Origin of the sequence: Hymenobacter defluvii (assembly GCF_017589435.1) — a bacterium.
In the GTDB taxonomy this organism is placed as follows: Bacteria; Bacteroidota; Bacteroidia; order Cytophagales; family Hymenobacteraceae; genus Hymenobacter; species Hymenobacter profundi.
On record NZ_JAGETX010000004.1, the window covers coordinates 183,641 to 202,439 of the forward strand.

Consider the following 18,799-nt stretch of genomic DNA (forward strand, 5'->3'; position numbering starts at 1 on the left):
TTTGCCTACCTTCGCGGCGCACTCTCCTCTCCGTTGTTATGGCTGCTTCTACTCATCGCCCAGCTGCGCTGGGCTTTATCTTCGTGACGCTGCTGCTCGATGTAGTGGGCATTGGCATCATCATCCCTGTCATGCCGAAGCTGATTGAGCAACTGAGTCACGGCACCCTAAGCGACGCGGCCCGCATTGGCGGCTGGATGACGTTTGCTTACTCGGGCATGCAGTTCCTGTTTGCGCCGGTGCTGGGCAACCTCTCCGACCGCTATGGGCGGCGGCCAGTGCTGCTGTTCTCGTTGCTCGGCTTCGGGCTCGACTACCTGTTTCTGGCCTTCGCGCCCAGCATTACGTGGCTGTTTGTAGGGCGCATTATTTCGGGCATCACGGGGGCCAGTTTCACCACGGCCTCGGCCTACATTGCCGACATCAGCACACCCGAGAAACGGGCGCAGAACTTTGGTCTGGTGGGCGCCGCGTTTGGGGTAGGCTTCATTCTGGGCCCTACCATTGGCGGGGCGTTGGGCCAATTTGGCGCCCGTATCCCTTTTCTGACGGCTGCGGCCTTGTCGTTGCTGAACTGGCTCTACGGCTACTTCATCCTGCCCGAATCCCTACCCCTCGACCAACGCCGACCCTTCGAGCTACGCCGGGCCAATCCTGTCGGTTCTCTCCTCAGCCTCAAGCGCTACCCCGTCATTGCTGGGCTGGTAGGCTCCCTGATTTTTCTGTACATCGCCAGCCACGCTACCCAAAGTACCTGGCCTTATTATACTATGCTGAAGTTCAAATGGAACGAGGCCTGGGTAGGCTATTCATTGGGATTCATTGGGTTGCTCACGGCTATTGTGCAGGGTGGCCTTATTCGGGTGGTGAATCCCCGATTGGGCAACAAGCGCTCCGTGTATGTAGGCTTCTCGCTCTACCTGGTGGGCTTCGTGCTGTTTGCTTTTGCGGCTAAAACCTGGATGCTGTTCGCCGCCATGGTGCCGTATTGTATGGGCGGTATTGCCGGACCCGCCTTGCAGGGCATTATCTCGGGTCAGGTGCCGGGTAACCAACAGGGCGAACTGCAAGGCGGCCTTACCAGCCTGATCAGCGCTACCGCCATTGTAGGGCCGCCCTTCATGACCAATCTCTTCTATTACTTCACTAGTCCGAAGGCGCCGGTACAGTTTGCGGGGGCACCCTTTTTGGCTGGGGCTTTCCTGGTGTTGATCAGCGTACTATTGGCCGCCCGCTCACTGGCGACTTACGTGCAGCCTACCCATGAGCCAGCGCCTGAGACAGTCATAGGGCATTAGAAATAAGAAACAAAGCCCGCGAAGCCATTGGCTCCGCGGGCTTTATAGCGCCTGACAAGCAGCAGCTTTACGCTGTTTTCTTACCGCCAAACAAATTCTTCGCGGCCTTTACCGCTTCTGGCATTGCCAGCGCCAATGCCGCCATCGCTGCCACCGATGAAGCTTGGCAGTAGAAGCACAGGGCTTTATTTTCTTTCCATTCTTCCCGCGCTAAGGAAAGGTTAGTTACCACATCTACCACTGTTTTCACGCCCATTGCTACGGGTAGCCACGGCGTAGTAGTGGCCCGCTCCATGCCCCCGGCGGCGGCCAGAGTAGCCGTGAGGGCGCCGGTTATCATCATGGGAGCGGCATCGGGCGTGTCGAGGCGCTTGTAGCCGTAGTCGGAGGCGTCTACTTTATCGGAATCGAAGATATCCAGGGGCGGATCGGGCAGGTGCTTGATGATGCCGGTCTGGTATAGGGTCACAATCTGGCCGGCGGCCACCGTCACCAGCGACAGACCAATGATCCAGCGGCGGCGCTTCAGATCGGGGCTCTGGCCGTTGCGCAATTCGTGGCTTAGTTGGGTAGGATTCATAAGGAAAAGCTAAGTAAAACGTTCTATTCACAGTACGCGTCGGGAGGGCTTTGGTTAAGCCTCAGCTTACTACATAGCGCTGGGCCGGCAGTATCTTTTCGGCCTGTTTTGGAGTATTCTTCTATACACCCTTCTTTAGTTTATGGAAGCTGATATTACCCTTCTCGTCAACGGCCAGCAGCACGTGGTGCGCATCGATCCGGCCACGCCGCTGCTCTATGTACTGCGCGACCAACTGCAACTAAACGGCCCCAAGTTTGGCTGCGGATTGATGCAGTGCGGCGCCTGCATGGTGATGCTCGACGACGTGGCCTGGCCCAGCTGCCAGCTCCCCGTGCACGACGTAACGGGCGGTATCCGCATCACTACCCTCGAAGGCCTGGCCCGCCCCGACGGCACTCTGCACCCCGTGCAGCAGGCCTTCGTAGACGAGCAGGCCGTGCAGTGCGGCTTCTGCCTCAATGGCATGGTGATGTCGACGGTGGCTACCTTGCAACAGTACCCGCACGCCGACGAAGAAACCATCCGCAACGGCATGATGCGCGTGCTGTGCCGCTGCTGCGTGCAGCACCGCGCCATCCGGGCCGCGCAGAAGGTAGTGGCGGCCAATAAAAAGTCTTGATGTTAAAGTAGCACAGCGAAAAAGGAGCGAGTCATACTGAGCTTGTCGAAGCATCTCTACTGTGAGTAACTTTTCACTGAACACAGCGAAGTGGTAGAGATGCTTCGACAAACTCAGTATGACGCTCTTCTAAATAGTTGTACCCTACCCTACTATGCCTACCTCCCGCCGTCACTTCCTCCAAACCACTGGCTGCCTCACCATTGGTTTTTCCCTGCTTGGCCCTACATGGGCAAAGGCCGCTACTGAAGCCGCCGACGAGCTACCTGGCAGCCTTGGCGACTACCCCCGCATCGATTCCTGGCTGGAGGTTCTGGCCGATGGCCGTGTGCGCGTGCTTACGGGTAAGATTGAGTTAGGCCAAGGTATTCGGATAGCCGTGGCCCAGATGGCGGCCGAGGAGCTGAATATACCCCTGAATCGTGTGGATGTAGTGCTGGCCGAAACCGACCGCACGCCCAACGAAGGATACACCGCTGGCAGCGGTTCCATTGAAAACAGCGCCACGGCTGTGCGCTACGCCGCTGCTGCCGCCCGCCAGAAGCTGTTGGCGCTGGCCGCTACCCAGTTGCAGGCACGGGCATTTCAGCTGAAAACGCAAAACGGCGTGGTGACGGCGCCCAACGGCCAGACGCGCACCTTCGCCCAGCTCCTTGGCGGCCAGCAGCTCACCGACGAAGTGCGCCTACCCGTGGCCCTCAAGCCCAAAGCCGAATACCAATACGTAGGCAAAGCCGTGCCGCGCCCGGAAATAGAGCGCATGGTGCGCGCCCAGGAATACTACGTGCAGGATCTACGCTTTCCGGGGATGCTACATGCCCGCGTGCTGCGGCCGTTCAACTACGACTCCAAGTTGGTGCAGTTTGATGAGAAAGAGCTGAAGCGCGCCGTGCCGGGTTTGGCCAAGGCCGTGGTAAACGGCAGCTTTGTGGGCCTGCTGGCCGAGCGCGAGTACGACGCCAAGCTAGCGCAGGATTGGGGCAAGCTGCACGTCCGCTGGACCGAGGGGAAGGTGCTGCCGGCCGGGCAACCCCTGAAAGATTATCTGCGCACCCTACCCAACACGCCCAAGCGCGTGCAGGACAAGGGCACGCCCACCAACGCCCCTACCCTGCGCGCCAGCTACTACAAGCCCTATCTCATGCACGGCTCCATTGGGCCGAGTTGCGCCGTGGCCCGCTACGACGACACCCAGCGTCGCCTGGAGGTATGGACGCACAGTCAGGGCGTGTACCCTCTGCGCGAAGCGCTGGCCGACCTGCTGAAAATGCCAGTCGATACTATTCACGTGAAAGGCGTGCCCGGCTCGGGCTGCTACGGCCATAACGGCGCCGACGATGTGGCCGCCGACGCGGCTCTGCTGGCCGTGGCCACGCCTGGCCGCCACGTGCGCGTGCAGTGGGCCCGCGAGGATGAGCACTGCTGGGAGCCCTACGGCTCAGCCATGGTGCTGGACCTTGCGGCCCGCCTCGACCCCGCCACCGGCCGCCTCACGCACTGGCACCAGCAGGTCTGGATCGACACGCACAGCAGCCGCCCTGGCGGCAATGCCGATAAGTTGTTACCTGCCCAGTACCTGGCCCAGCCGCGTCGCCCCGCAGACAATGGAGCCACCGACCCCAGCGCGGGCGGCTACCGCAACGCCGACCCGCTCTATACCATCCCCAATCTGCGCGTGGACGCGTATTTCTTCCAGGGGCCGCTGCGCGTATCGGCCCTGCGCGCCTTGGGGGCCTACGGCAATGTGTTTGCTATTGAGTCGTTCATGGATGAGCTGGCCGAGAAGGCCGGCCTTGACGCCTGGGACTTCCGGTTGCGCAACTTGCAGGACAAGCGGGCCATTGCCGTGGTAGAGCGTGCCCGCGCTATTGCCCACCAGCAGCAGGTAGGCGAAAACGAGGGACTGGGCTTCGCTTTTGCACAATACAAAAACAAAGCGGCCTACGTGGCGGTGGTGGCCAAAGTCAGCATTCACGAGGAGGGCACGCCCTACCGCCCACAGCTATGGGCCGTGATTGATGCTGGCGAAGTCATCAACCTCGATGGGCTGAAAAACCAGACGGAAGGTGGCATGATTCAGTCTGCTAGTTGGGCGCTGATGGAGGAAGTGAAGTTTGACCGGTACCAAGTGCGCAGCCGGCACTGGGAGGCCTACCCCATCTTTCACTTCGACGAGATTCCGTACGTGGATGTGACGGTAATCGACCGGCCCACCGAGCCGCCGCTGGGAGCGGGCGAGGCCGCGCAGGGCCCCACAGCCGCAGCATTGGCCAATGCCGTGTATCGCGCCACCGGCAAACGCGTGCGTGAATTGCCCCTACGCCCCGAAAAACTGACACGTGAAGCGTAACTTTCTCGCTTAACGAGCATTGACTTGTCGTTTTCTTCCATAAACGAATATAAAAATGTACCTTCACTTATAAGTCCCGATTTTTTCATTCAGTTGCTTATGAATCGTTCTGGCCTTCTGCAATACTCTCTCTGGCCGGATACTGCCTTGCTCGATGCAGTGCAGACGGGCAATGAAGGTGCGTTTGAGGAAGTGTATAAGCGCTACTGCTACCGGCTGTTCACGATGGCCTACCGCAAGCTTAAGAGTAGGGAGGTGGCCGAGGAGCTGGTGCAGGACCTATTTGCCACCCTTTGGACCAAGCGCGCCGAGGGGCATATTCAGCATCTGGAATCCTACCTGTTCTCGGCCCTGCGCTACCGTATTATCAATTATGTGAAGTCGCAACGGGTGCGGGATGGGTACGCGCTGTACTGCCGCATAGCACAGTCAGACGCAACCCATAACACCGAGGAGCAGTTGGCGCAACAAGACCTAAACACTGCCCTGAAAGCCAGCCTCGACCGCCTACCTGAAAAGTCGCGTGAGGTGTTTCGGTTGAGTCGCCTGGAGCACCACACGGTACCCGAAATTTCCGGCCGCCTGCATCTATCGGAGAAGGCCATCGAGTACCACATCACCAAGTCGCTGAAGCTGCTGCGCGGCTACTTACAGGATTTTTTGCTGGTTACCTGGCCCTTATTAGTTTGGTTTACTAAAATTTAAATCACTGTATTATAAACACTTATTGATTATTCACTGTTATTTTTCAAAAAAACACAACCTTATTTTAGGGGTACCCAGCAGTTCGTTGACTTAGTAGATAGAAGCACTACTCTACTCTTGCCCGAAACCGTGACGGAAGCCGAATTTCAACTGCTACTACAACGCTACCTCGATGGCCTCTGCACGCCCCAGGAACGGGTAGCAGTGGAGCAGTGGTACGACCGCCTGGAAGAATCGGAGGGGATGCAGTTGCCCGGACAGAACCAGGAAGCAGTGGAAGACGCCATCTGGCATCGATTAGCTACCCAGAACATTCCGGTGGCCGCCGAGGCAAAAGTGGTGCGGCACCCCGCCGCTTGGTGGCAGGCCCCTACCCTGCGCATAGCCGCGGCCCTGGTGCTGGTTGCCGTAGCATTGGCCCTACTCTGGCCCGCCGTGCGCCGCACCTGGGCTCCTGAAGCTCCCATTGCCGTGACCGTAACCAATGGCTGGACGAAGCAAACCAACACTTCGCAACATCCTCTGGCCGTGCGCCTACCCGATAATAGCCGCGTTACGCTACATCCTGGTAGCAGCCTGCGCTACCTCGTTGCGTTGGCCGGTGCCCGGCGGGAGGTACACTTGGTAGGCGAAGCCTATTTTCAAGTTAGCAAAAATCCCCAGCGGCCCTTTCTGGTGTTCACCAACCAGGTGGTAACCACAGTATTAGGCACCAGCTTTCGGGTGAAAGCCTATCACAATGCGGCGCAGGCATCGGTGTCGGTGCGCGAGGGCAAGGTGGCCGTGCAAACCCGTGCAGATGCCGATTTGTCGGCTACGCCCAAGCGCCCGGCCGCAGCGGGTGTACTGTTGCTACCCAATCAGCAGGCGGTATACTCCGCGGCCAAACGGCAATTTACGAAGGAGTTAGTGTCGCAACCGGCCGTGCTGGTGCCGCAGCCCTTCGAGTTTGAAGAGCGCCCGGTGGCGGAAGTTCTCGCTGCCCTGGAAAAAGCCTACGGCGTTGATATTGTGTACGACCGGGCCACCCTAGCGCACTGCACGGTGAGCATCACGTTCTACAACGAGCCCCTGTTTGGCAAGCTCAATTTGCTATGCAAGTCATTGGGTGCCAGCTACTCTATTTCTGATGCACAGATTCTACTCCACAGCAACGGCTGCCAGCTAGCACCGGCCAGCTAGCACTTTGTCTAGTACGTTTTCACTTTCATTTTTTTCCAACACATGCTCCCTTACCCTCACCGCTAACCCCCACCTACCTACCCATTTTCACTATTCCTATGAAAAATTCTGTACACCTTCCACCATTGGTCGGGTATTGCTTACGCGTGCTGCTGTTGCTGGCAGTGCTGGGCGGCGGACTGCCCGGCCGGGCAATTGCCCATTCGCAGCCTATGCAGGCGGTGCTCGAGAAAAAAATCACGCTGAAAGTTGAAGCGCAAACCATTAAGGCTACCCTAAGCCAGATTGCGCGACACTACAACGTGCGCTTTGTGTATAGCCAACAATTGGTAAAAGCCGAGCGCAAAGTGAGCTTACGCGTGCAGGACGAGCCCCTGTCTGCGGTGCTCGACGAGCTGCTGGCTCCCCTCAAAATTCAGTATGATGTGGATGAGGACCGCGTGGTATTGCGCGTGCTTTCTAAGCCCACATCTGCAATCGATTCCAACGTAGGCAATGCCCGTGCAAACGTTTCCGCGTCTAAAGCACCGCCCGTATCGGGGCGCGTGGTAGATGCCAACGGGGCCGGGCTGCCGGGCGTTTCGGTGGTGGTGAAGGGTACTACTACCGGCACCAGCACCGACGCAGAAGGCAACTTCTCGCTGCAAGCCCCCGAGGGTAGCACCCTCACCTTCAGCTTTGTAGGCTATGTGCGCCAGGAAGTAGCCGTGGCCGATGCCGGCAGCAACCTCACCATCACGCTCCGCGAGGACGTGAAAGCGCTGGAAGAGGTAGTGGTGGTAGGCTACGGCACCCAGCAGAAGGCGGAGGTGACCGGTGCCTTGAACACGGTATCGGCAAAGGCGCTGGAAAACCGACCGGTAACCAACGTGTCGCAGGCGTTGCAGGGCACTGCGCCCAACCTGACCATCCAGCAGAGCAGCGCCGAGCCAGGCGCGGGCCTCAACATCAACATCCGGGGGGTAGGCACGCTGGGCAACTCCTCACCGCTGATCATTGTGGACGGTATTGCTGGCTCACTTAACTCCCTAAACCCCAACGATATTGAGAGCGTTACGGTGCTGAAAGACGCTGCCTCGGCGGCCATCTACGGTTCGCGGGGTGCTAATGGCGTGTTGCTGGTGACCACCAAGAAAGGCGCCCTCAACCAAAAGCCCGTGGTGACCTACAATACCCTCGTGGGCTTGCAGACGCCTACCTTCCTGCGCCGGCCGGTAACGGGCCTGGAGTTTATGCAGCTCAAGAACGAGGCCCTGATCAACTCGGGCCAATCCCCGCAGTTCTCGCCTCAGCAGATCCGCGAACAGGTTGCCAGGGGTGATAATGAGTGGTATCTGGACGCAGTGCTGAAAAAGCAGGCGTTGCAGCAAAACCACAACCTGAGTCTGAGCGGTGGCTCAGGCAAGACACGCTACTTGGTGTCGCTGGGCTACGTGGACCAAAACAGCCTGTTTGTGGGCGACAACTACGGTTATAAGCGCCTGAACGCCCGCCTGAACCTGAATACGCAGGTGACGGATAAGCTGTCGGTAGGCGCTATTCTGGCCTATGCCCGCGTGAACAGAAAAGAGCACGCCTACGGCACCGACTGGATTATTGGCGACGCCGTGCGCATTCCCGTTATCTACCCCGTGCAAGATTCGGCTGGCAACTATTTGACGGCCCCTACCTCTACTGCTAACCCCGTGAACCGCTTGCGCAATGGCGGCCAGCGCACTTTTGCCGACGACAACGGCTACGCAAACCTGAATGCGGAGTACGAAATCATCAAAGGCCTGAAACTACGTGGCCTAGTGGGCGGCGACCTGTGGAACTACCGCATGGACGAGTTTCGGCGCAGCTTGCAGTACGTGACCCCCGACGGCTCGCCTACTTCTGGTGGCGACGGCAACAACGCCGTTACGAATCGCACGCAGCGTACCCTGCTCACCAACTACCAGACTACTCTTAATTACGAGCACCTGTTTGCCGACAAGCACGATGTGAAGGCATTGGTAGGCTATTCCAGTGAGCATTTCAACGATGACCGATCTGGTATTGCTGTTATCAACATCCCCGGCAACGACTTCGGGGTGATTAGCAACGGCACCACCTACACCGGCATTTCGGACCCCAGTGGCGGCTTCCACCCCAACGGCACCTACGGCAACAACGAGCAGTGGGCGCTGAACTCGGTATTTGGGCGCTTGAACTATGCTTTTGCCGGCAAATACCTCATCGAGGGTAGCTTCCGCTACGATGGCTCGTCGCGCTTTGCCAGCGACAAGCGTTGGGGCTTCTTCCCGTCGGTGTCGGTAGGCTGGCGGCCCCTGGAAGAAAACTTCCTGGACTTCCTGCAACCCATGTTTAGCGACTTGAAAGTGCGTGGCTCTATCGGGCAACTCGGCAACCAAAACATTGGTCTGTACCGCTACTTGAGCACGATTAGCACGGCACCGGGCGCGTATGCATTCGGCAACCAGCCGGTAGCCGGCGTCAATTTCAACACTGCTAACCGCGACATCACCTGGGAAACGGCTACCATGGGCAACGTGGGGGTAGACGTGGCCTTTCTACAGAATGCCCTGTCGGTTAGCTTTGACTACTTCGACAAGCGTACCAACGACATTCTGATTGACCTGCCCGTGGCCGGAGCTTTTGGGGCTGGTGCCCCTACCCAGAACGCGGCTAGCGTGCAGAACCAGGGCTGGGAAGTATCGGCGACCTACCGCCTGAATACCGCCCGCGGTTTCAACCAGACCCTGACGCTGAACGCAGCCGATACCCGCAACCTGGTACGGGACACGAAGGGCGTGGAAACCATCCGGGGTGGCGACGCCACCAACATCATCCGCGAGGGCTACCCCATCAACTCCTACTTCGGCTACCGCACCGACGGGTTTTACCAGAACACGGAAGAAATTGCCAATGGCCCCAAGCCAGCCTTTGTGACGCCTGGTAGCCTGCGCCCCGGCGACATCCGCTACGTGGACCGCAACGGCGACGGCGTGATCAACCAGGATGACCGCTACGTGCTGGGCAATCCATTTCCGCGCCTGACGTTTGGCGCGAACTACACGGCCACCTACAAGGGCTTCGACCTGGTGGTGTTTGTGCAAGGGGTAGGCCGTCGTAATCTGTACATCCGTGGTGAGGGTGTGGAAGCGTTCCACAACAACTGGGAGAACGTGTACAAGCAGCACCTCGACCGGTGGACGCCTACCAACACCGATGCCTCCTACCCTCGCTTGACCGTGGGCACAGCCTCTACCAACAACAACCAGGGCTCCAACTACTGGCTGCGCAACGGAGCCTACGCTCGCCTCAAAAACGTGCAGTTGGGCTACACCCTACCCGCAGCTCTTACCTCCAAAGCAGGTATTCAGCAGCTGCGTGTGTTTGTATCGGGCCAGGACTTGTTCACCATCACGCACTTGCGTGACATCGGCTTCGACCCCGAAATCTCGGAGTTCAGCGAGAGCGTGGGCCTGGGCGGTGGTGTAGGCAGCAGCGGCCGCGTGTACCCCAGCGTACGCGTGACCACGCTGGGCCTCACGGTTTCTTTCTAACGATCCAACAGTATGACCATGAATCGCATATTTCGCTATAGTTTTTTGCTGGGCCTTGGACTGAGCTTTGCCGCCTGCCAGGACCTGGACCTACCCCCTACCGACCGCCCCACCGACGCCACGTTCTGGACGCAGCCCAGCGACGCAGCCAACGTGCTCAACTCTTGCTACGCCGGCCTCTACCCGAGCGAGTACTTCTTCTTCAACGAAGCCCTCTCCGACAACGCCTATAACAAGAGCGATGTAGACGGCTCCAACGTGCGCAACGTGGCCGAGGGCGCTTACGGCACTAACCAGGCGCGCATCACCAACGAGTGGGGCTACCACTACGGCGGCATTCGCGCCTGCAACCGCCTGCTGACGAACATCGACAAGATTACGTCGCTCGACGCAGGCCTGAAGGCCCGCTACATTGCGGAGGCGCAGGCCATCCGGGCGTTCCACTATTTTCAGTTGATGACCTGGTACGGCGCCGTGCCCCTCATCACCACCGAGCTGAGCGTGTCTGAGGCCAACAGCGTGACCCGCACGCCCCGCCCCGAGGTGCTAGATTTTGTGTTGAAAGAGCTGGATGCCGCCGCCGCCGTTCTACCCGTGAACACGGCTTATGGAGCCGAGGATAAAGGCCGCTTCACGAAGGGCGGCGCTATGGCCCTGAAAGCCCGTGTGCTGCTGTACGAAGGCGACCGTTGGGCCGATGTAGTGGCCATCACGACGCAGCTGATGAGCGGCTCGATGGGTACCTACACGTTGTTCCCGAGCTACATGGGCATATTTGCGCCGAGCAATGAGAACAACAACGAGGACATGCTGGATTTGCAGTATGCCTTCCCCACGCGCACGCACTCGGTACAGCGGCAATTTATTCCGCGTACTGAGGGCAAGCTGGTGACGTCTATTGCCCCTACCCAGGAGCTAGTGAATAGCTACCTGATGGCCAACGGCAAGACCATCAACGAAGCCGGCTCGGGCTACAACGAGGCCACGCCCTACCAGGGCCGCGACCCGCGCTTCATGGCTACGCTGGTGTATGACGGCTACACGTGGCGTCGCCCCGATAACTCGACCATCGTTATCCGCACTTTCCCCGGTACCGGCGACAACTCTATAGACCGCCAGGACGCCAGCCCGACCGGCTACTACTCCTCGAAATACTTCGACCCCACGTCTGACGCCAACCTGAACTCGGGCCTGAACCTGATCCTGATTCGCTACGCCGACGTGCTGCTGATGCACGCGGAGGCGAAGAACGAGCTGGGTCAGTTCACGGCTGCCGACTGGGACAACACCATCGGGGCGCTGCGGCGCCGGGCGGGCTTCACCGATGCCGCGGCCCTCACCTTCCCCGGCGGCGACAAAGCTAGCTTGCAAGCTACCATCCGCCGTGAGCGGCGCGTGGAACTGGCGATGGAAGGCCTGCGCATCTTCGACCTCCGCCGCTGGCGCACGGCCGAAACCGTACTCAACGGCTTCGCCCACGGCATCAAAGCCGGCGACCCGAACGTGGACAACGGCTATATCCGCGTAGACCAGCGCACCTTCGATCCGGCCCGCCATTACCTCTGGCCCATTCCTCAACGCGAGCGGGACATCAACGGCAACCTGGAGCAAAACCCAGGCTGGTAGGCCCAAATGACGAAGTGATTAGGATAGAACATCATGCTGCTCTATTTAGGACGTTATTCCGAGCAGCATGACGTTCTTATCAAGAAATAAACAACGAACAATCAACAACTACTCATAATGAAAACCCATCCCATACTGCTTCTTTTCTTCCTTTTCCTGACCGGCATCCTCTCGGCCTGTAACGACGACGATAACGCGCTGGACGAGACCATTACGCCGGTATCGAACTTGATTTCGCCCGTGAACAACGCCTTCATACGCCTCGACCCACCTTCCAACGCGGCCGTGACCTTTGAGTGGGGCCAGGCTCGCGCCGCCGACGGCACGGTGGTGCTCTACGAGTTGGTGTTTGACAAGGAAGGCGGCGACTTCTCGAAGCCCGTGTACAGCATTGCGTCGGGCACCAATGGTCTGGACACCAGACTGGTGCTCAGCCACGGCGACCTGAACCGCATTGCCGACATTGCCGGTATCAAGTCGCAGCAGCAAGGCAAGCTGATCTGGACGGTGAATGCCTCGAAAGGCCTGAACGTGCAGAAAGGCACCGAGACGCGGACGATGACGCTGGAGCGGCCCGCGGGCTTCTCTGCCCTACCCCCGGCGCTCTACCTTACGGGCTCGGGCACGGAGGCTGGCGCCAACATGAGCCAGGCCATCCAGTTCAAGAGCATCTCGGCTGGTGTGTTTGAACTGTATTCCCGCCTGAGCGCCGGCGACGTGAAGCTGATTGACCAAACCAGCGGCACACCCACTACCTACGCCATCGACGGCAACAAGCTAGTAGAAGGCGACCAGGGCACCAGCCCCACCACCACGCCCAAAGTGTACCGTATCCGTCTGGATTTCAACAATGCCGCCGCTACCCTCACCGAAATCGAGTCGGTAGGTCTGTGGTTCGCGCCTCAAAGCAAAATACTGGTAGAGTTGCCCTACGTGGGTAAAGGTGTGTGGAAAGTGGAGAATACGCCCATCGAGTTCTTCCAGGAAAGCTGGGGCCGGGATGAGCGCTACAAATTCCGGTTCACAGAGAAAAACGCGGCCGGCGCTACCACCCAACAGTTCTACGGCAGCACCAACTCCGACAACCAGCGCGCCACCGCTAGCACACCAGCTGCTTATTATTACCTGATACCCGTAACGGCCGCGTCGTACGACTACACCTACAAGTTCCAGACGGAGGCCGACATGAAGAGCGTGGACGTGACCGTGCGCATGCAGCCCGACGGCCCCTACACGCACCAGATTACCGTGCGCTAATGCGGATGTTGAGCGAGTAGACGGTGAGACGTGCGACAAGCGGCATAGCTGATAGACCTTCTCGCCATCTGCTCGCTCAAAATTCACTTCTCCTAAGCAACTGAACGATATGATCTTGACTTCTTGGCATTCCCGCCTGGGTAGCTGCGCCCTGCTGGGCCTGTTACTGACCGCCTGTAAAGACCCCGTAGACGATTACGTGGCCCCACCCACCGTCCCGCCCGTGGTGGCCACAGCCAACTGGTCGGCCCGCGCCGACTCGGCGCAGGCCGCGTTGCAGCAGAACTTCTACGTCGCCAACGACAACTACTATCGGCAAAACAACGCCGGCCAAAACAATTTCAACTACTGGTGGCAAGCGCACGGCCTCGATATACTGATCGACGGCTTTCAGCGCACCAGCAGCGCCGACTACCTTACCCGTATGCGGCAGTTGATACAGGGGGCGAAAGCCAAAAACGGCAACACCTACCTCAACGAGTTTTACGACGACATGGAGTGGCATGCGCTGGCTTGCCTGCGCGCCTACGAGGTGACCAGGGAAGCGGAGTACAAAAACATTGCTATCCTGCTCTGGAACGACATTAAGCTGGGCTGGAACGAGCAGCAGGGCGGTGGCATTGCGTGGAAAAAAACGCAGCGCAGCTACAAAAACACGCCCGCCAACGCTCCCGCCGCCATTCTGGCCGCCCGCCTCTACATGCTTGACCGCAACCCCGATGACCTGGAGTGGGCTAAAAAGATTTATGCCTGGCAGAAAGCCACCCTGGTAGATCCTGCCAATGGGGAAGTGTGGGATGGTGTGAACCGGGAGAACAACAACCAGATTGACAAGAACTGGCTTTTCACCTACAACCAGGGCACTTTCATAGGGGCAGGTGTGGCGCTGTACCGCGCCACCCAGCAAACCTCCTACCTCGATGATGCCAACCGCACGGCCGCCTACGTGCTCAACAACACCCAGCTCTCGCCGGGTGGTATTATGAAGGATGAAGGTGGCGGCGACGGTGGCTTGTTCAAAGGTGTTTTGGTGCGCTACCTCACGATTTTGGCTACCGAGCCGGCCGTGAGTGCCACCAACCGGGCCAACTACGTGTCTTTCCTGAAGTTCAACGGCGAAAGCCTCTATTCCAAAGGCACGCGCCGGCCGCAATATATCTTCAACACTAACTGGACTACCCTACCCGGTACCACCGTGGACGGCTCTACTGAAATGAGCGGCGTGATGATGCTAGAAGCGCTGGCCGATTTGCAGGCCCGCAACGTGCTGTAAAGGAGTTCGTCTCCTTAATTGTAAAACTCTTAACCCTGACAGGATTTCAAGCCCCTGTCAGGGTTATTATTACCCCCAAACTCATGCTGAAACGACCTAGCTATTGCCTTCTTCTTTCTGCGCTGGCCGTCTTCTCCTGCACCAAAACCACCCCGCCCACCGGCACTGCCAACGGCGGACGTAGTGAGAAGCTGGGCAGCCACCTGCAATACGCCAACCCCTTTATGGGGACGGGGCCGCTGAACGACCCCAAAGACATGGGCTACACCACGCCCCCAGACTGGCGCGGCGCGTGGGCCGGGTTGGTGTTTCCGGGCAGTTCCCTACCCAATGCCATGGTGCAGCTGAGCCCCATCACAGAGTTTCATACCGGCGCGGGCTACGACTACGAGGACTCGGTGATTGTGGCATTTGCGCACACCAATAAAGGCCACTGGAACCTGTGCCACCTGCCGGTGCTACCCGTCACGGGTGCGGCCAATGCGAAGGGCGACTATTCTTCCCGCTTCGATAAGAAAACCGAATCGGCGTCGCCGGGCTACTACGGCGTGACGTTGCAGGACTACGGCGTGCAGGTGGAGCTGACTTCTACCCTGCGGGCCGGTTTTCACCGGTACCGGTTTGCGCAGAAGGACAACCGCAGCATCGTGTTCAAGCTGGCACAGTCCAACGAGCGGGTTTCGAACTGGGCTATGGAAAAGGTAGGCGACGCGGCGGTGCAGGGTTTTCAGGAAACCGGCCGGCAAACGGTGTTTTTCTACGGAATGCTCAGCGAGAATATCCAAAACCTGGATGTGCGCGGACCGGGCACAAAGGATGGCCTGGCCGTGCTACACTTGCCCGATGGCGGCAAAAAACCGGTGGAGCTGCGCGTCGGCATCTCGTTCGTGAGCATCGAAAATGCCAAGCAAAACCTGGCGCAGGAGATTGGTAGCCGCTCGTTTGAGCAGGTGCACCAAGCCGCCGCCAACACCTGGGAAACTATGCTGGCGCGGGTAGACGTGAAGGGCGGTACGCCCAAACAGAAGGAAATGTTCTACAGCTGCCTGTACCGCTCCTTCTTGTGGCCGGCCCTGCGCAGCGACCTGAACGGCGAGTACCGCGACACGAAAGGCAACGTGGTGAAAGCCGACTTCAACTACTACACCGAGCCGTCGTTGTGGGACACCTACCGCAACAAGGACGTGCTGATGAGCATGCTCGCGCCCGAGGCCACTACGGATGTCATTAAGTCGTTGCACGATGTGGGCAAGAAGACCGGCTTCATCCCTACCTTCTTTCACGGCGACCATGGCGCGGCCTTTATTGCGGGCGCCTATCAGCGCGGCCTCACCAATTTTGATGTGCAGGACGTGTACCGCCTGCTCCTGCGCAACGCCAACGTAGAGGGCGGCACGCGCCCTCACATTCAGGAGTACATCAAGAAAGGCTACATCGCTACCGAAGAAGCGCCTAACCCCCAGGTGGAAACCAAGGGCAAAGCCGGCGTGTCGAAAACGTTGGAATACGCTTTCGACGACTACGCCGTGGCTCAGTTGGCAAAAATTCTGAAAGATACCGCCAACTACCGCACCCTCATGGCGCGCTCGAAGAATTACCGCAACGTCTTCGACTCCGGTACCAATTTCATGCGCGGCCGCTTGGCCAACGGGCAGTGGGTGAAGAACTTCAACCCAGAGTATCCCTACTACGAGTACATGTACCGCGAAGCCAATGCCTGGCAGGTGTCGTTTTTCGCCCCCCACGATATGCCGGGTTTGGTGGCCCTATACGGCGGCCCGCGGGCTTTCGAGGCCAAACTGGATTCGCTGTTTACGGTGCCTTGGAACCCCAGCTACATTGCGCGCAACGTATCGGGCTTCATTGGGCAGTACTGCCACGGCAACCAGCCCGACCACGAAACGCCTTTCTCCTATTACTTTATCGACAAACCCGAGAAGTCGCAACGCCGCCTCGACGAGATTATGGAGCGCTTCTACGGCATGGGTAAAAACCAACTGGGCTACTCCGGCATGGACGACGCCGGCGAGATGTCGGCCTGGTATGTGTTCAGCTCCACGGGCCTCTACCCCTTCTCGGCGGCCGATGCGCGCTACATCGTGAGCGTGCCGGTGTTTGATGAGGTGCAATGGCACATGCCCGGCGGTAAAACCCTGACGGTGAAGCACACCGGCACGGGCCGCAACCTGCGCAGCATTCAGGTGAACGGGACTGCCAACCAAGGGTATTTTGTACCTTTTGCGCTATTCCGCGACGGCGGCGAAGTAGCGGTTATTACACAATAATCAACTATAGCTAAAGCTAGACTAGGCTAGAATTCCCCTCCTTAAAAAAGGAAGGGAGTTAGTCTAGCTTTCTAACTCTAGCTTCCATCTGTCCCGCACCTTACCCTAACCATCTTTCAACCCTATTATGTGCAAACTTCCCTTGTTCGGCTTTGCTCTATTGCTAAGTCAAACCCTACCTATCCACCACTTACTGGCGCAAACCAAGCCAACCACGGTTGTCAGTCCAGATAAGAACCTTCAGGTAGAACTATTCTTGACGCAAGGTCAGCTGCAATACCGTGTAGTGTACAAGGGCAAAGCAGTCGTTGAGCCCTCGACGCTTGGCTTGCAGGTAGATCAGCAGAAAATCGGCGAAGGCCGTGCGTTCGGTGCTGTAAAGCGCACGTCGGTTAACGAAACCTACCCGTGGCGCGGCGTACACAGCAAGGCCGTGAACCAGTACAACCAGGCTATTGTGCCGGTGCAGGGAAGCGGTAATACGTCCGGGTTTCAAGTGGAAACGCGCGTGTTCAACGATGGTGTGGCGCTGCGTTACGTGGTCAACAAAACCGGCGCTAGTACTACCACGGCCGATGATACCCGCTTTACCCTACCTGCGGGTAGCATCGTGTGGAGCCAGCCTGATATCGGCAACTACGAAGGTAAGTATCAAAAGCAGCGCATCGAAGACGTACCGGCTGGCCAGAAAGCCGGGCCACCGCTCACGGTGCAGCTACCCAACAAGCAGGGTTATGTAGCCATTACCGAGGGTGGCCTCACCGACTTTGCGGGCATGTCGTTGGTGGCGGAGGGGCAGCGCGTGTTCAAGGCCCATCTGACCGGCGACACGAAGAAAACCGGCTCCGTCGAAACGCCCTGGCGCATCATCGAGGTAGGGTCTGACCTGAACACGCTGGTGAACTGCGACATTGTGCACAACGTGTCGCCCAAGCCCGATCCGAAACTGTTTCCGCAGGGGCTGGCTACTAGCTGGATTAAACCGGGCAAGAGCGTGTGGTCGTGGCTGGCCGGCAACGGCGGCGTGACGTTCGAGAACATGAAGCGTTTTTCGCAGTGGGCCGGGCAGCTAGGCATTCAATACAACTTGGTAGATGAAGGCTGGTCGCGCTGGAACGATGGCGGCAAAGACCCGTGGGCGTTGCTGCAAGAGTTGGTGACGTATTCTGACGCCCAAAAGGTAAAGGTGTGGGTATGGAAAGCCTACCCCGACCACGACGGCACCCCCGGCCTGAAAGATCCTACTGCCCGCAAAGCCTTCTTTAAGCGCTGCAAGGACACAGGCGTAGTAGGACTAAAAATCGACTTCTTCGACACTGAGTCGCAGGAGATTATCGACTTTTACCAGGCTGCTTTACACGATGCCGCCGAATTACAGCTGATGCTGGACTTTCACGGCGCCAATAAGCCCACTGGCGAGTCGCGCACCTGGCCCAATGAGCTGTCGCGCGAGGGTGTTCGGGGCCTGGAAAACGCAACCGTGTGGCCGGCCCATAATGCTACCCTACCCTTCACGCGCTACTTGGCCGGCCACGGCGACTACACTCCCCTCACTTTCCGCGACATTGGCAAAGGCACTACGTTCGCCCACCAAATGGCTTCGCTGGCTACGTTCACCTCGCCCTTTCTGTGCGTAGCCGCCAACCCCGAAGACATGCTGGCCAGCAAAGCCAAAGACCTGATTGTGAACATGCCCACCGTGTGGGACGAAACGATTGTGTTGCCAGCCAGTGAAATAGGTACTCTCTCCCTGTTGGCGCGCCGCAGCGGCACCACTTGGTACCTTGCCGCCCTGAACGGCGAAAAAGCCCAGTCCGTCGCTGTTGATCTGGGTTTTCTTGGAACGGGCAGCTACCAGGCCGCTACATTAGCCGATGAAGCCGGTAACCCAAAGGCAGATGCTATCCAAAAGAGCAGCGTCAGCAAGAAAAGTAAGCTGACGCTCAAGCTAGTGGAGGGCGGCGGCTACCTTGGTCGGTTTACCAAGGAGTAGCCCGGCTGCTACCGGTATCAGTTAAAAAGCAGTGCCCCTCCTTTCTCAAGGAGGGGCACTGCTTTTTAATCTAACTTTAT

12 protein-coding genes are annotated in these 18,799 nt (G+C 58.5%); 11 read left to right on the forward strand and 1 reads right to left on the reverse strand.

Translation table 11 applies throughout. From position 1 onward, the window contains the following. Window positions 1–38: 38 nt before the first annotated feature. On the forward strand, window positions 39–1,298 hold the full coding sequence (locus J4D97_RS09565; RefSeq protein WP_208307382.1) for a TCR/Tet family MFS transporter: 1,260 nt from the start codon (window positions 39–41) through the stop codon (window positions 1,296–1,298). Window positions 1,299–1,365: 67 nt separating this feature from the next. Here the strand turns inward: J4D97_RS09565 and J4D97_RS09570 are convergent, their stop codons facing one another. Next, window positions 1,366–1,878, reverse strand: coding sequence for a vitamin K epoxide reductase family protein (locus tag J4D97_RS09570; RefSeq protein ID WP_185283918.1), 513 nt, complete (start codon window positions 1,876–1,878; stop codon window positions 1,366–1,368). A gap of 142 nt (window positions 1,879–2,020) precedes the next feature. Between J4D97_RS09570 and J4D97_RS09575 the strand changes: the two genes are divergently transcribed. From J4D97_RS09575 to J4D97_RS09620, 10 genes are all read left to right on the forward strand, one after another. Further along, entirely contained in the window at window positions 2,021–2,500 is a 480-nt protein-coding gene (locus tag J4D97_RS09575) for a (2Fe-2S)-binding protein (RefSeq protein ID WP_208307383.1), read from the forward strand. A 154-nt stretch (window positions 2,501–2,654) separates the two neighbouring features. After that, a complete protein-coding gene (locus tag J4D97_RS09580; RefSeq protein WP_208307384.1) occupies window positions 2,655–4,850 on the forward strand; it encodes a xanthine dehydrogenase family protein molybdopterin-binding subunit in 2,196 nt (731 codons plus the stop codon). Between the two features lie 99 nt (window positions 4,851–4,949). Next, window positions 4,950–5,555, forward strand: a complete 606-nt coding sequence (locus J4D97_RS09585; RefSeq protein WP_185283921.1) for an RNA polymerase sigma-70 factor — start codon at window positions 4,950–4,952, stop codon at window positions 5,553–5,555. A gap of 117 nt (window positions 5,556–5,672) precedes the next feature. Beyond that, window positions 5,673–6,737 (forward strand): FecR family protein, encoded by a 1,065-nt coding sequence (locus tag J4D97_RS09590; RefSeq protein WP_208307385.1) that lies wholly within the window; start codon window positions 5,673–5,675, stop codon window positions 6,735–6,737. 98 nt (window positions 6,738–6,835) lie between these two features. Next, window positions 6,836–10,285: a TonB-dependent receptor gene (locus J4D97_RS09595; RefSeq protein ID WP_208307386.1), complete on the forward strand. Its 3,450-nt coding sequence runs from the start codon at window positions 6,836–6,838 to the stop codon at window positions 10,283–10,285. Window positions 10,286–10,303: 18 nt separating this feature from the next. Then, window positions 10,304–11,911, forward strand: coding sequence for a RagB/SusD family nutrient uptake outer membrane protein (locus J4D97_RS09600; protein WP_185283924.1), 1,608 nt, complete (start codon window positions 10,304–10,306; stop codon window positions 11,909–11,911). A 117-nt stretch (window positions 11,912–12,028) separates the two neighbouring features. Then, window positions 12,029–13,168 carry a SusE domain-containing protein gene (locus J4D97_RS09605; RefSeq protein WP_185283925.1) on the forward strand — a complete coding sequence of 380 codons (1,140 nt, stop codon included), beginning with the start codon at window positions 12,029–12,031 and terminating at the stop codon, window positions 13,166–13,168. Between the two features lie 109 nt (window positions 13,169–13,277). Further along, window positions 13,278–14,441: a glycoside hydrolase family 76 protein gene (locus J4D97_RS09610; protein WP_208307388.1), complete on the forward strand. Its 1,164-nt coding sequence runs from the start codon at window positions 13,278–13,280 to the stop codon at window positions 14,439–14,441. A gap of 83 nt (window positions 14,442–14,524) precedes the next feature. Beyond that, window positions 14,525–16,726: a GH92 family glycosyl hydrolase gene (locus J4D97_RS09615; RefSeq protein ID WP_208307389.1), complete on the forward strand. Its 2,202-nt coding sequence runs from the start codon at window positions 14,525–14,527 to the stop codon at window positions 16,724–16,726. A gap of 127 nt (window positions 16,727–16,853) precedes the next feature. Beyond that, window positions 16,854–18,719, forward strand: a complete 1,866-nt coding sequence (locus tag J4D97_RS09620) for a glycoside hydrolase family 97 protein (protein WP_208307390.1) — start codon at window positions 16,854–16,856, stop codon at window positions 18,717–18,719. Window positions 18,720–18,799: the final 80 nt, after the last annotated feature.

What these genes read in the sequence shown, in the direction of transcription:
- J4D97_RS09600 (WP_185283924.1), top strand. Translation starts at nt 10,304, where the DNA reads ATGAATCGCATATTTCGCTATAGTTTTTTGCTGGGCCTTGGACTGAGC.
- J4D97_RS09565 (WP_208307382.1), top strand. Translation starts at nt 39, where the DNA reads ATGGCTGCTTCTACTCATCGCCCAGCTGCGCTGGGCTTTATCTTCGTG.
- J4D97_RS09595 (WP_208307386.1), top strand. Translation starts at nt 6,836, where the DNA reads ATGAAAAATTCTGTACACCTTCCACCATTGGTCGGGTATTGCTTACGC.
- J4D97_RS09620 (WP_208307390.1), top strand. Translation starts at nt 16,854, where the DNA reads ATGTGCAAACTTCCCTTGTTCGGCTTTGCTCTATTGCTAAGTCAAACC.
- J4D97_RS09575 (WP_208307383.1), top strand. Translation starts at nt 2,021, where the DNA reads ATGGAAGCTGATATTACCCTTCTCGTCAACGGCCAGCAGCACGTGGTG.
- J4D97_RS09615 (WP_208307389.1), top strand. Translation starts at nt 14,525, where the DNA reads ATGCTGAAACGACCTAGCTATTGCCTTCTTCTTTCTGCGCTGGCCGTC.
- J4D97_RS09585 (WP_185283921.1), top strand. Translation starts at nt 4,950, where the DNA reads ATGAATCGTTCTGGCCTTCTGCAATACTCTCTCTGGCCGGATACTGCC.
- J4D97_RS09570 (WP_185283918.1), bottom strand. Translation starts at nt 1,878, where the DNA reads ATGAATCCTACCCAACTAAGCCACGAATTGCGCAACGGCCAGAGCCCC.
- J4D97_RS09580 (WP_208307384.1), top strand. Translation starts at nt 2,655, where the DNA reads ATGCCTACCTCCCGCCGTCACTTCCTCCAAACCACTGGCTGCCTCACC.
- J4D97_RS09610 (WP_208307388.1), top strand. Translation starts at nt 13,278, where the DNA reads ATGATCTTGACTTCTTGGCATTCCCGCCTGGGTAGCTGCGCCCTGCTG.
- J4D97_RS09605 (WP_185283925.1), top strand. Translation starts at nt 12,029, where the DNA reads ATGAAAACCCATCCCATACTGCTTCTTTTCTTCCTTTTCCTGACCGGC.